We start from the raw sequence: 13,310 nt of genomic DNA, 5'->3' as shown, positions 1-13,310 counted from the left end.
GATGAAACTCAAGTGGCAACGTGCGCTGGGTGAATACTTGCAGAAGCGTAACTGCCTGAAAGGATTAGTTGTGTTGATGGATATTCGCCATCCATTGAAAGATTTAGATCAGCAGATGATCACCTGGGGCGTTGCCGTTGGTACACCGGTTCTTTTATTGCTGACCAAAAGCGGATAAGCTAGCTTCTGGTGCCCGCAAGGCCCAACTGAACATGGTGCGAGAAGCGATTATTCCATTTATGGGTGATATTCAGGTTGAAGCATTCTCTTCTTTGAAAAAGATTGCGTCGAAAAACTGCGGGAAAAACTGGATACCTGGTTTAGCGAGATCCCACCAGAAGTTATGATTGATGATTATGACGATGAAGGTGAGTAAGTGCTAACAAGCAGCCCGCAAGGGCTGTTATCCCCAAGGGTGATATTGATATCGCCCTAAATTAATACCCGGCAATATTACTCCCCCTTGAATAAAAATCATCAAACCGTATTTTCACTGCGGCGGTCTGCTGTTTCCCCTATTGGTTCGCGAAAAGCCCCATAAATCCCAATAAAAAACGCCCCAGTCATAAATAACTGGGGCGGCTAATATACAGCCAAATCCGATTACGTGAAGTAAAAGGTCTGAAAGATAGAACATCTTACCTCTGTACCCTACGTCTGTAACTCTACATCATTTTTTCGCAGGGGCAAAAGAATTTTTTGTTGTATAGTTACACAAATTGGCACGATTCAGCGCACATCTTCTCCGTATAACAGCGGATAAATGTAGCTTAATTACATAAAATGCTTTATTTATCGCCACTTACCCACAAAGCTAGTGAGCCTGATCCCAGTTATCACCAACACCGACATCCACCTTCAATGGCACCGCCAGTTGCATACTCTGCTCCATCAGTTCACGAATTTTTTGTTCAGCGCTTTCCAATACACTTTCATGCACTTCAAACACCAATTCATCGTGTACCTGCATGATTACCCGTACCAATGGTTCTGGTTCCTGCTGTAACCAGGCATCAACGGCAATCATTGCCCGTTTGATAATATCAGCGGCGGTACCTTGCATTGGCGCATTGATCGCTTCACGTTCAGCAGCCTTACGGCGAGTTGCATTACGTGAATGAATATCTGGCAAATAGAGGCGACGACCATCCAGAGTGGTAACATAACCTTGATCAGCAGCTTGCTTACGTGTGCGCTCCATGTATTCCAACACGCCGGGATAGCGCTCAAAATAGAGGTCCATATAGCGCTGTGCTTCCCCACGAGGAATACTTAGCTGCCGCGCCAGACCAAAAGCACTCATCCCATAAATAAGCCCAAAGTTAATTGCCTTGGCACTTCGGCGTTGTTCAGTTGTGACCTTTTCCAGTGGCGTACCAAAGACTTCCGCTGCTGTCGCACGGTGGATATCCTTTCCAGCAGCAAACGCAGCTAATAGCCCTTTATCCTGCGACAAGTGCGCCATAATACGCAGCTCAATCTGTGAGTAGTCAGCCGCCATGATGCGATAACCTTTGGGCGCAATAAAAGCCTGCCGTATACGACGGCCTTCTTCATTCCTCACTGGAATGTTTTGTAGGTTAGGATCCCGTGAGGACAAACGCCCTGTCGCTGTCACCGCCTGATGATAAGACGTATGGACGCGGCCTGAAACTGGGTTAATCATCAGCGGCAGCTTATCGGTATAAGTACTTTTTAGCTTAGCCAGACCACGATACTCTAGGATCACCTTCGGCAGAGGGTAATCTAACGCTAGCTCAGCCAACACTTCTTCATTGGTTGAAGCGGCACCACCAGGGGTTTTCTTCAAAATGGGCAGTTTTTGTTTTTCATACAAAATGGCCTGAAGCTGTTTAGGCGATGCCAGGTTGAACGGTTCTTCAGCCAATTCGTGGGCCTGTTTTTCCAACTCATCGAGGCGGATAGTCAGCTCTTTTGAATGTGCGGCCAAGATATTCTGGTCAATCAAGACACCTGTACGCTCTATACGGGACAGAATCGGCAATAACGGCATCTCAATTTCCTGGAATACCCGCTTTAGCCCTTCACTTTGTTGCAGTTTTGGCCACAGCACCAAATGCAACTGTAGCGTAACGTCGGCATCTTCTGCGGCATAAGGCCCAGCTTGTTCCAACGCAATTTGATTAAAGGTCAGTTGGTTTTTACCCTTGCCGGCAATCTCTTCAAAAGTAATAGTTTTATGGTTGAGATAACGCTCTGCCAGACTATCCATATCGTGGCGACCAGCAACACTGTCTAAAACGTAAGATTCTAGCATGGTATCGAAAGCGATACCGCGCAGCTCAATGCCATAACGTGCCAGCATGCTTTGGTCAAACTTGAGATTCTGGCCAACTTTAAGGGCTTTATCGTCTTCCAGTAGTGGTTTTAGCGTGGCCAATACCCAATCCCGGTCGAGCTGGGCAGGAGAATCCAGATAATCATGCGCCAAGGGCAAATAAGCGGCCTCACCCGGTGCAACGGCGAAAGATATACCGATTAAATTGCTGCTAAGCGTATCCAGACCGTCAGTTTCAGTATCAAAAGCGAAAACTTCTGCTTTTTTAAGGCGCTCAATCCAGTCAGCTAAAGATTTCTCATCCAAAATGGTCTGATAGTTCTCTTGTGACAATACTGCGGTGACTTCAACTGCCTCAACTGGCTCTGCTACCGCAAAAGCTCTATTACTTGTTTGTGCCGTTGGCCGATCTTTTTTACCATCTAGCCATTTGCCTGCTTCTACATCAACCAACCAACGCTTAAATTCATAACGGCTGAATAACTGATGTAATTGATCATCATCAGGGGCCGAAACTTTTAGCTCATCACAGGTCACATCTAATTCAACGTCTGTTTTTATGGTGGCTAATTTATAGGAGAGGTAAGCAACATCTTTATTCTGCTCTAACTTGGCGGACATGGTTTTAGCACCACGGAATGTCAGTGTGGATATTTTATCCAAATTACTGAACAGCGCATCCAGCCCACCCAAACCTTGTAATAAAGCTTGTGCGGTCTTTTCACCAACACCAGGAACACCTGGAATATTGTCTGAGGAGTCCCCCATTAGAGCCAGAAAATCAATAATCAATTCAGGAGGAACGCCGTATTTTTCGCATACTTCCTGCGGTCCCAAAATAGCGTTATTCATTGTATTGATTAAAGTGATATTTGGCGTAACTAATTGCGCCATATCCTTATCACCAGTACTGATTAATACGGCATGATCTGCTTTCTCAGCTTCTTGCGCTAAAGTACCAATAACATCGTCGGCCTCCACACCAGAAACAACCAATAAAGGCAGCCCCATAGCTTTCACCATTTGGTGCAATGGCTCAATTTGAGCCCGCAAATCATCAGGCATGGGTGGGCGGTGGGATTTATATTCAGCGAAAAGCTCATCACGGAATGTTTTACCTTTAGCATCGAATACTACCGCGACATGGCTAGGACGATATTGCAGCAACAGACTGCGCAACATGTTCAACACGCCGTACATCGCACCCGTTGGTTCGCCACTGCCGTTGGTCAGTGGTGGGAACGCATGGTAAGCGCGATAGAGGTAAGAGGAACCGTCAACGAGGATCAATGGGTTTTCTGCAATCTGGGCCATAAGGTTTCTTCATCTTTATTCAGCAAGGTCTAACACTAAGAATGCCATAGCTGACGACAAGAGACGAATTTTAGCGTCCATTCTTGTGCGAAAGAGAGCATTTTCACTCAATGATCCTGATGATCTAATCTGTGGATAACTTTGTGAGTAAAAACATGTGCAGATTATAACTATGTGGCTTATTTCCTAGGGGTAATATTTAAAACCAGAATAATCATTCAGTTACATTGATTGTTTTTTAATTTCACTGTCATTTTTCCTTTATCTAAATTGTGGATATTACTTATTCAGTTACAGACTTAAGGTAAATAAATTTCACTTATGGATAATTTATCGCACTATCTATTTTATTACTCATCATCGCCTCATTTTATCTTTTAACATCGCTAATATCGGCATTTATCCATCACTGAAATAGATGAATCCATCTAAAATAATGCTGCGAAAAATATAAAATCAGTATTTAGTCGTATTATCGTCACATTAGTAAACATGATGATTTCCACGTCAGAGGTAGATACAGAATTGAAGTACTGAGCACAATCTGGGTATTGATAAGTGAAAGAGGAGCTGACAAAAACCAGCTCCTCCTTTTACAAAATTACTTTTGGGTCAGTAGGAACTTAACGACATCCGCATACTGTTTAACATAGATATCCATTGAACTGGTATCCATGCCATCGTTCTTAATCATATATTTGCCATTAACAAACATCGCTGGCACACCACGTAATTGTAAATCTTCAGCCGCTTTTTGTTGTTGAGCAACCAGTGATTTAACGACAAAGCTGTTTAATGCTGCGTCATAATCTTCGCCACTCACACCCGCTTTAATGAAGACATTACGGATATCATCAGGAGTTTGAACAGTTTGTGTTTTCTGTACACCTTCAAACATCAGTGGTGTTATTTTTTCTTCAACACCCAATGCCATGGCAACAGCCCATGCCTGAGTTAGTTGCTTACCTAATGGCCCAAGGAAATCAACATGGTAACGGGTCATTTTAGTCCCTTCTGGCAAGGCTTTTTTTACTGCCTGAGGAACATGGTAAACCTCTTCAAACTGATAGCAGTGCGGGCAATAGAAAGAGAAAAACTCTAAGACCTGAGGCTCACCCGTTACTGGTCTATTTAACGTCTGGTACTGGGTTCCATCCGTAAACTGTGCGGCAGATGCACTGAATGCCATCACCATGCCAACGAGAGCTAACCATACTTTTTTCATACTATAACAATCTCCATTATCTTAGCTTTAGTACATTGGCATCAGCTGCAAAGGGGGTACCTGCAACAGCTTAACCTGCTCTGTAAATGATGCAGTCTGCTGTAACCAAAAATCAGACTCCGCCATCCACGGAAAACTTTTCGGAAATGCAGGGTCCTGCCAACGCCTGGCTACCCATGCAAGGTAATAAACCATCCGCATCGCGCGTAAAGGTTCAATTAATGCGAGTTCACGCTGATCAAAATCAGCAAACTCACCATAAGCTTCCAGCAGTATATCCAACTGGATTAATTGCTCTCTGCGCTCGCCGTGTAATAACATCCACAAGTCCTGAACCGCCGGACCATTTCTGGCATCATCCAAATCGACAAACATTGGCCCATCACGCCACAAAATATTTCCAGGATGGCAATCACCGTGTAGTCGTAATGGCTGCCAATCGGTATGCCAGTATTGCTTAATAGTGGCGATCAACAAGTCGGTTGCAGCCAGAAACTTGTCTTTCTGTTTGGCTGGCACTAACACAGTGCTGGCCAGTAACTGACGCGGCTCGGTGAGATACTCTTCAATACCCATCGTTGGTCTAGCAACAAAAAGCCCATCGCTACCCACCTGATGAATTCTGCCGAGAAAACGCCCAACCCATTCCAGTTGGTCAAGGTTGTCTATTTCATACTGCCGCCCACCGACACTTGGGAACACAGCAAAGAAAAAACCACCATAAGTATGCAAAGTTTCGCCGTTTAACTGCAATGGGGCGATAACCGGGATCTCCGATTCTGCCAAATCAAGCGAAAAACGGTGTTCCTCAGTAATTTGCTCACGGCTCCAACGCTCGGGACGATAAAATTTCACCACATACCGTTTACGATCTTCATCCATAAACTGGTAGACGCGGTTCTCATAACTATTAAGCGCAGTTAACCCTGAATCCACCCGCAACCCGACAGCCTCAAGGGCGTCCATAATCAGGTCTGGAGACAAAGTCTGAAAATTAAAAGCAGAGTTGTTCATAACAACATTCAGTCTGTATTAGTGGCAGCGGCGCGCTGAGAATAAGAAATAGTATCATTAAAGCCCCCACCTACGCAGACAGGAGTGTGACTAATCTTTAATGATGCCACGGGCTCGCAATAGTGCTGTTTTAAAATCCTCTTCATAATCCTTTTTCAGACCTGGAATCACTTCCGTTGATGCCGAACCGCGCATTTTCAGATGATAAATAAGAACATCGTCAGTCAAATCTGCAAAATTACCTGTAAAACCGGCTTCCTCGGACAATTTTTGTAAAAACTGCACCAGATTTAAATCAGGTTCTTGCTGCCAGGCTGGGTGTAAAAGCTCAATCAGTTCATTAACACGATGACATTTCATAGCGAAGTTATCCTATTCAAAAATATGCTGACAAAGTAGCAGGGATATTCACATAGGGAAAGAGAGCCTATTGTCAATAAAAGTAAATCCTGACCTGTTCACCTATTTGAAGATACAATCCCAGAGTCAGTTTAATACAGTGGAGTGATAGAAATGCGGCCTAATATTACAGGCGTTATTCTTGCAGGAGGCCGTTCGTCCAGAATGGGCGGAAACGATAAAGGATTAATTTCCCTTAATGGAAAGCCACTGTACCAACATGTGATTGACAGATTAAGGCCCCAGGTTGAGGATTTATTGATTAATGCTAATCGCAACCAAGCTTTCTACCAAGAAAGTGGCATTCCCGTTATCAACGATATCATTACCGGCTTTGTAGGCCCACTGGCTGGCATGCATGCAGGGCTAAGTCATTCAGCTACCGAATGGGTTGTATTTGCACCCTGCGACGTTCCTATGCTGCCACTTAATCTGGTTTCCCAGCTCTGGCAATCAAAAGGGCAGGTTCTTGCAGCTTATGTCAGTGATAGTGAGCGTGAGCATCCAACATTAGCTTTAATGCATGTTAGTCTTAAACCGACCCTAGAAGCATATCTGGCAAAAGGGGAGCGTAAGTTAATGATATTTATGGCGAGTATCAATGCAAAAAGAGTGGTATTCAATGGGCAACCCCATCAATTCAGCAACCTAAATACTCCTGCAGATTGCGAGTTATGGGAACAAGGTAAAAGAGGCCCATTATGAATCGAAATATCCCCCCATTACTCGGTATAGCCGCATACAGTGGTACAGGAAAAACAACCTTACTAAAACACCTGATCCCCTTACTCCAACAGCGCCAAATCCGAGTCGGTTTAATCAAACATACTCATCACAATATGGAAATTGATACGCCGGGCAAAGACAGCTATGAATTGCGTAAAGCTGGAGCCCATCAAACATTGGTTGCTAGTGATTGCCGCTGGGCATTAATGACGGAAACACCTGAGCAACCACCGTTGGATCTTCATTATCTGGCTAGCCGATTAGATACATCAACTATCGATTTGATTTTAGTTGAGGGTTTTAAGCATGAAAAAATCAGCAAAATTGCTCTTTATAGGGCGGCGGTAGGTAAGCCTTTCGCTGATTTGATCGATGAATACGTTATCGCTTTGGCAAGTGACGAGCCGATGGATACTGTAATAGCGCAATTAGACATTAATCAACCAAATCAGATCGTTGAGTTTATTTGTAGATGGCTCAAAACGGGTCAACCAGAACTATAAATACAAAAAGGCTACCCATCAGGGTAGCCTTCTGTTTTATTCATCTCTCTGACTGCCGGGTTTCACTCACCGGCCCCTGCAATATTTAACGCTGCTGAGTATACTTCCTGGCCGTGACCACTCACGCTCAATATTTACACATCTTGCCATATTCAACCCATAGCAAAAACCCCACGCTTTTGGCATGGGGTCTCGGCTTTATTTGATGCCTGGCAGTGTCCTACTCTCGCATGGGGAGACCCCACACTACCATCGGCGCTACGGCGTTTCACTTCTGAGTTCGGCATGGGATCAGGTGGGACCACCGCGCTAAGGCCGCCAGGCAAATTCTGTCTAAACTAACCCGCTATGCAATTCTTCACACAGCCAGCCAGCCCAATCTCGGAACATTCGCTGAAAATATCATTCTCTCTCAAACACAAAACACCTTTGGTGTTGTAAGGTTAAGCCTCACGGATCATTAGTACTGGTTAGCTCAATACATCGCTGCACTTACACACCCAGCCTATCAACGTCATAGTCTTTAACGTTCCTTCAGGGGGCTTAAAGCCCCAGGGAAGACTCATCTCGAGGCAAGTTTCCCGCTTAGATGCTTTCAGCGGTTATCTCTTCCGAATTTAGCTACCGGGCAATGCCATTGGCATGACAACCCGAACACCAGTGATTCGTCCACTCCGGTCCTCTCGTACTAGGAGCAGCCCCTCTCAATCTTCCAACGCCCACGGCAGATAGGGACCGAACTGTCTCACGACGTTCTAAACCCAGCTCGCGTACCACTTTAAATGGCGAACAGCCATACCCTTGGGACCTACTTCAGCCCCAGGATGTGATGAGCCGACATCGAGGTGCCAAACACCGCCGTCGATATGAACTCTTGGGCGGTATCAGCCTGTTATCCCCGGAGTACCTTTTATCCGTTGAGCGATGGCCCTTCCATTCAGAACCACCGGATCACTAAGACCTACTTTCGTACCTGCTCGAGCCGTCACTCTCGCAGTCAAGCTAGCTTATGCCTTTGCACTAACCTCACGATGTCCGACCGTGATTAGCTAACCTTCGTGCTCCTCCGTTACTCTTTGGGAGGAGACCGCCCCAGTCAAACTACCCACCAGACACTGTCCTCACCCCGGATCACGGGGCCGAGTTAGAACATCAAACATTAAAGGGTGGTATTTCAAGGTTGGCTCCATGCAGACTGGCGTCCACACTTCGATGCCTCCCACCTATCCTACACATCAAGGCTCAATGTTCAGTGTCAAGCTATAGTAAAGGTTCACGGGGTCTTTCCGTCTTGCCGCGGGTACACTGCATCTTCACAGCGAGTTCAATTTCACTGAGTCTCGGGTGGAGACAGCCTGGCCATCATTACGCCATTCGTGCAGGTCGGAACTTACCCGACAAGGAATTTCGCTACCTTAGGACCGTTATAGTTACGGCCGCCGTTTACTGGGGCTTCGATCAAGAGCTTCGCCTTGCGGCTGACCCCATCAATTAACCTTCCAGCACCGGGCAGGCGTCACACCGTATACGTCCACTTTCGTGTTTGCACAGTGCTGTGTTTTTATTAAACAGTTGCAGCCAGCTGGTATCTGCGACTGGCTTCGGCGCCGAGAGCAAGTCTCTTTACCTAATGCCAGCGTGCCTTCTCCCGAAGTTACGGCACCATTTTGCCTAGTTCCTTCACCCGAGTTCTCTCAAGCGCCTGAGTATTCTCTACCTGACCACCTGTGTCGGTTTGGGGTACGATTTAATGTTACCTGATGCTTAGAGGCTTTTCCTGGAAGCTTGGCATCAACTACTTCACCACCGTAGTGGCTCGTCATCACACCTCAGCGTTGATAAGCAACCGGATTTACCAAGTCACTCCGCCTACATGCTTAAACCGGGACAACCGTCGCCCGGCTAGCCTAGCCTTCTCCGTCCCCCCTTCGCAGTAACACCAAGTACAGGAATATTAACCTGTTTCCCATCGACTACGCTTTTCAGCCTCGCCTTAGGGGTCGACTCACCCTGCCCCGATTAACGTTGGACAGGAACCCTTGGTCTTCCGGCGTGCGGGCTTTTCACCCGCATTATCGTTACTTATGTCAGCATTCGCACTTCTGATACCTCCAGCAACCCTCACAGGTCACCTTCAACGGCTTACAGAACGCTCCCCTACCCAACAACACCTAAGTGTCGCTGCCGCAGCTTCGGTGCATGGTTTAGCCCCGTTACATCTTCCGCGCAGGCCGACTCGACCAGTGAGCTATTACGCTTTCTTTAAATGATGGCTGCTTCTAAGCCAACATCCTGGCTGTCTATGCCTTCCCACATCGTTTCCCACTTAACCATGACTTTGGGACCTTAGCTGGCGGTCTGGGTTGTTTCCCTCTTCACGACGGACGTTAGCACCCGCCGTGTGTCTCCCGTGATAACATTCTTCGGTATTCGGAGTTTGCATCGGTTTGGTAAGCCGGGGTGGCCCCCTAGCCGAAACAGTGCTCTACCCCCGAAGATGAGTTCACGAGGCGCTACCTAAATAGCTTTCGGGGAGAACCAGCTATCTCCCGGTTTGATTGGCCTTTCACCCCCAGCCACAAGTCATCCGCTAATTTTTCAACATTAGTCGGTTCGGTCCTCCAGTTAGTGTTACCCAACCTTCAACCTGCCCATGGCTAGATCACCGGGTTTCGGGTCTATACCTTGCAACTAGACGCCCAGTTAAGACTCGGTTTCCCTACGGCTCCCCTATTCGGTTAACCTTGCTACAAAATATAAGTCGCTGACCCATTATACAAAAGGTACGCAGTCACACCACGAAGGTGCTCCCACTGCTTGTACGTACACGGTTTCAGGTTCTATTTCACTCCCCTCGCCGGGGTTCTTTTCGCCTTTCCCTCACGGTACTGGTTCACTATCGGTCAGTCAGGAGTATTTAGCCTTGGAGGATGGTCCCCCCATATTCAGACAGGATGTCACGTGTCCCGCCCTACTCATCGAGTTCACAGCAAGTGTGCTTTTGTGTACGGGACTATCACCCTGTACCGTGCGACTTTCCAGACGCTTCCACTAGCACACAAACTGATTCAGACTCTGGGCTCTTCCCCGTTCGCTCGCCGCTACTGGGGGAATCTCGGTTGATTTCTTTTCCTCGGGGTACTTAGATGTTTCAGTTCCCCCGGTTCGCCTTGCATGGCTATGTATTCACCATGCAATAGTGCAACGAATTGCACTGGGTTTCCCCATTCGGGTATCGTCGGTTGTAACGCTTCATATCAGCTTACCGACGCTTTTCGCAGATTAGCACGCCCTTCATCGCCTCTGACTGCCTAGGCATCCACCGTGTACGCTTAGTCGCTTAACCTCACAACCCAAAGATGTTTTTTCGTTATTGGTGTGGCTGTGAACACACTCTGCTGTGTTGTGCAGTGCGCGCAATCTTCATGAACGTTGAGTTCACTCCGGTTGCTGTGCGCTGTACGCCTGGCTGAGTGTCTTCTCGCTCACACTGCAACAATGATAAACACATTGGCATTGCGATTATTTGAGAGACTCTAATACAGGTTAATCCTTATCTCAGTCATTCTACGGAGAGATAAGTTTCAGCTGTATTGTTTCAATTTTCAGCTTGTTCCAGATTGTTAAAGAGCAATATCTTAAACACGACTCGTTAAAGTCATCTTTAAGATATTCAGTTGATAATGTCTTTCACACATTATCGGAGTGGCGTCCCCAAGGGGATTCGAACCCCTGTTACAGCCGTGAAAGGGCAGTGTCCTAGGCCTCTAGACGATGGGGACACAAAAATTTCTACTGAATCATGGATTCAGTATTTTTGTGTAAAGGTGAGAATGTGGTGACACATTCGAACGACTGATGCAGTAAAAACTCGATGCCGAGGTCTTATTACACAATCATCACCCTCATCAACAGGTGCTCTTGCTCATTTACATTCATCAGACAATCTGTTGTGGACACTACGCAATGCGTATCGTTAGGTAAGGAGGTGATCCAACCGCAGGTTCCCCTACGGTTACCTTGTTACGACTTCACCCCAGTCATGAATCACAAAGTGGTAAGCGCCCTCCCGAAGGTTAAGCTACCTACTTCTTTTGCAACCCACTCCCATGGTGTGACGGGCGGTGTGTACAAGGCCCGGGAACGTATTCACCGTAGCATTCTGATCTACGATTACTAGCGATTCCGACTTCATGGAGTCGAGTTGCAGACTCCAATCCGGACTACGACAGACTTTATGTGGTCCGCTTGCTCTCGCGAGTTCGCTTCACTTTGTATCTGCCATTGTAGCACGTGTGTAGCCCTACTCGTAAGGGCCATGATGACTTGACGTCATCCCCACCTTCCTCCGGTTTGTCACCGGCAGTCTCCCTTGAGTTCCCACCATTACGTGCTGGCAACAAAGGATAAGGGTTGCGCTCGTTGCGGGACTTAACCCAACATTTCACAACACGAGCTGACGACAGCCATGCAGCACCTGTCTCACGGTTCCCGAAGGCACTAAAGCATCTCTGCTAAATTCCGTGGATGTCAAGAGTAGGTAAGGTTCTTCGCGTTGCATCGAATTAAACCACATGCTCCACCGCTTGTGCGGGCCCCCGTCAATTCATTTGAGTTTTAACCTTGCGGCCGTACTCCCCAGGCGGTCGACTTAACGCGTTAGCTCCGGAAGCCACGCCTCAAGGGCACAACCTCCAAGTCGACATCGTTTACAGCGTGGACTACCAGGGTATCTAATCCTGTTTGCTCCCCACGCTTTCGCACCTGAGCGTCAGTCTTTGTCCAGGGGGCCGCCTTCGCCACCGGTATTCCTCCAGATCTCTACGCATTTCACCGCTACACCTGGAATTCTACCCCCCTCTACAAGACTCTAGCTTGCCAGTTTCAAATGCAGTTCCCACGTTAAGCGCGGGGATTTCACATCTGACTTAACAAACCGCCTGCGTGCGCTTTACGCCCAGTAATTCCGATTAACGCTTGCACCCTCCGTATTACCGCGGCTGCTGGCACGGAGTTAGCCGGTGCTTCTTCTGCGAGTAACGTCAATCAATCGTGCTATTAACACGACTGCCTTCCTCCTCGCTGAAAGTGCTTTACAACCCGAAGGCCTTCTTCACACACGCGGCATGGCTGCATCAGGCTTGCGCCCATTGTGCAATATTCCCCACTGCTGCCTCCCGTAGGAGTCTGGACCGTGTCTCAGTTCCAGTGTGGCTGGTCATCCTCTCAGACCAGCTAGGGATCGTCGCCTAGGTGAGCCATTACCCCACCTACTAGCTAATCCCATCTGGGCACATCCGATGGCGTGAGGCCCGAAGGTCCCCCACTTTGCTCTTACGAGGTCATGCGGTATTAGCTACCGTTTCCAGTAGTTATCCCCCTCCATCAGGCAGTTTCCCAGACATTACTCACCCGTCCGCCGCTCGCCGGCAAAGTAGTAAACTACTTCCCGCTGCCGCTCGACTTGCATGTGTTAGGCCTGCCGCCAGCGTTCAATCTGAGCCATGATCAAACTCTTCAATTTAAGATTTGTTTGATTTGCTATGAGTTAACATAGCGATGCTCAAAGATTACTTTCTGCAAATATGCATTCGAACCGAAGTTCAAATGTGTACTGCTTTGGTCACTCTTCAAGACTTTGATATTTCATCTGCCTGCCGAAACAGGCTTCGATATCGTCTTGCGAGTGCCCACACAGATTGTCTGATAAATTGTTAAAGAGCGTTCGTTACCCGTTTGCCTTTCGGCGAATCTTACGGTAACGCGGGAGGCAGATAATACGCTTTCCCGCTGAAGAGTCAAGAGTTTCTTTCGTTTCTTTCGAAGTCAA

The 13,310-nt window shown here is 47.3% G+C and carries 6 protein-coding genes, 1 tRNA gene, 3 rRNA genes and 2 pseudogenes; 3 read left to right on the top strand and 9 right to left on the bottom strand.

All coding sequences use genetic code 11. The features are described from left to right. Position 1: 1 nt before the first annotated feature. Positions 2-376, top strand: a pseudogene (locus EL015_RS21820) (GTP-binding protein); the annotation flags it as partial. Between the two features lie 216 nt (positions 377-592). On the opposite strand, the pseudogene spfP reads toward EL015_RS21820, so the two are convergent. The 5 genes and pseudogenes from spfP to EL015_RS21645 form a co-directional block, all read right to left on the bottom strand. Continuing rightward, a pseudogene (spfP, locus tag EL015_RS22230) lies at positions 593-637 on the bottom strand (small protein SpfP); the annotation flags it as partial. A 177-nt stretch (positions 638-814) separates the two neighbouring features. Continuing rightward, entirely contained in the window at positions 815-3,613 is a 2,799-nt protein-coding gene (gene polA / locus EL015_RS21660; protein ID WP_005191199.1) for a DNA polymerase I, read from the bottom strand. Positions 3,614-4,214: 601 nt separating this feature from the next. Continuing rightward, positions 4,215-4,838 carry a thiol:disulfide interchange protein DsbA gene (dsbA, locus tag EL015_RS21655; RefSeq protein ID WP_005191200.1) on the bottom strand — a complete coding sequence of 208 codons (624 nt, stop codon included), beginning with the start codon at positions 4,836-4,838 and terminating at the stop codon, positions 4,215-4,217. 27 nt (positions 4,839-4,865) lie between these two features. Next, positions 4,866-5,852 carry a serine/threonine protein kinase gene (locus EL015_RS21650; RefSeq protein ID WP_005191201.1) on the bottom strand — a complete coding sequence of 329 codons (987 nt, stop codon included), beginning with the start codon at positions 5,850-5,852 and terminating at the stop codon, positions 4,866-4,868. A 90-nt stretch (positions 5,853-5,942) separates the two neighbouring features. Next, positions 5,943-6,212, bottom strand: a complete 270-nt coding sequence (locus EL015_RS21645) for a YihD family protein (RefSeq protein WP_005191202.1) — start codon at positions 6,210-6,212, stop codon at positions 5,943-5,945. A gap of 153 nt (positions 6,213-6,365) precedes the next feature. Here EL015_RS21645 and mobA point away from each other — a divergent pair, with 153 nt between their 5' ends. Together mobA and mobB are read left to right on the top strand one after the other, a co-directional pair. Continuing rightward, on the top strand, positions 6,366-6,956 hold the full coding sequence (mobA, locus tag EL015_RS21640; RefSeq protein ID WP_032907612.1) for a molybdenum cofactor guanylyltransferase MobA: 591 nt from the start codon (positions 6,366-6,368) through the stop codon (positions 6,954-6,956). Further along, positions 6,953-7,480: a molybdopterin-guanine dinucleotide biosynthesis protein MobB gene (gene mobB, locus EL015_RS21635; RefSeq protein WP_032907614.1), complete on the top strand. Its 528-nt coding sequence runs from the start codon at positions 6,953-6,955 to the stop codon at positions 7,478-7,480. The genes mobA and mobB overlap by 4 nt, the downstream gene beginning before the upstream one ends. Positions 7,481-7,687: 207 nt before the next feature. On the opposite strand, the gene rrf is transcribed toward mobB, so the two are convergent. From rrf to EL015_RS21615, 4 genes are all read right to left on the bottom strand, one after another. Then, positions 7,688-7,803: ribosomal RNA gene (gene rrf / locus EL015_RS21630) — 5S ribosomal RNA — on the bottom strand. 116 nt (positions 7,804-7,919) lie between these two features. After that, positions 7,920-10,826 (bottom strand): 23S ribosomal RNA (locus EL015_RS21625). 360 nt (positions 10,827-11,186) lie between these two features. Further along, positions 11,187-11,262, bottom strand: a tRNA-Glu gene (locus tag EL015_RS21620). Positions 11,263-11,461: 199 nt separating this feature from the next. Beyond that, positions 11,462-13,004 (bottom strand): 16S ribosomal RNA (locus tag EL015_RS21615). The 16S, 23S and 5S rRNA genes sit together here with 1 tRNA gene alongside, the layout of an rRNA operon. Positions 13,005-13,310 lie beyond the last annotated feature (306 nt).

The sequence above is a fragment of the Yersinia intermedia genome (genome assembly GCF_900635455.1).
GTDB classification, from domain to species: Bacteria; Pseudomonadota; Gammaproteobacteria; order Enterobacterales; family Enterobacteriaceae; genus Yersinia; species Yersinia intermedia.
The sequence above is the reverse complement of the archived record's forward strand: the minus strand, read 5'-3'. Positions and strand labels throughout refer to the sequence as shown.

What these genes read in the sequence shown, in the direction of transcription:
- polA (WP_005191199.1), bottom strand. Translation starts at nt 3,613, where the DNA reads ATGGCCCAGATTGCAGAAAACCCATTGATCCTCGTTGACGGTTCCTCT.
- dsbA (WP_005191200.1), bottom strand. Translation starts at nt 4,838, where the DNA reads ATGAAAAAAGTATGGTTAGCTCTCGTTGGCATGGTGATGGCATTCAGT.
- EL015_RS21650 (WP_005191201.1), bottom strand. Translation starts at nt 5,852, where the DNA reads ATGAACAACTCTGCTTTTAATTTTCAGACTTTGTCTCCAGACCTGATT.
- EL015_RS21645 (WP_005191202.1), bottom strand. Translation starts at nt 6,212, where the DNA reads ATGAAATGTCATCGTGTTAATGAACTGATTGAGCTTTTACACCCAGCC.
- mobA (WP_032907612.1), top strand. Translation starts at nt 6,366, where the DNA reads ATGCGGCCTAATATTACAGGCGTTATTCTTGCAGGAGGCCGTTCGTCC.
- mobB (WP_032907614.1), top strand. Translation starts at nt 6,953, where the DNA reads ATGAATCGAAATATCCCCCCATTACTCGGTATAGCCGCATACAGTGGT.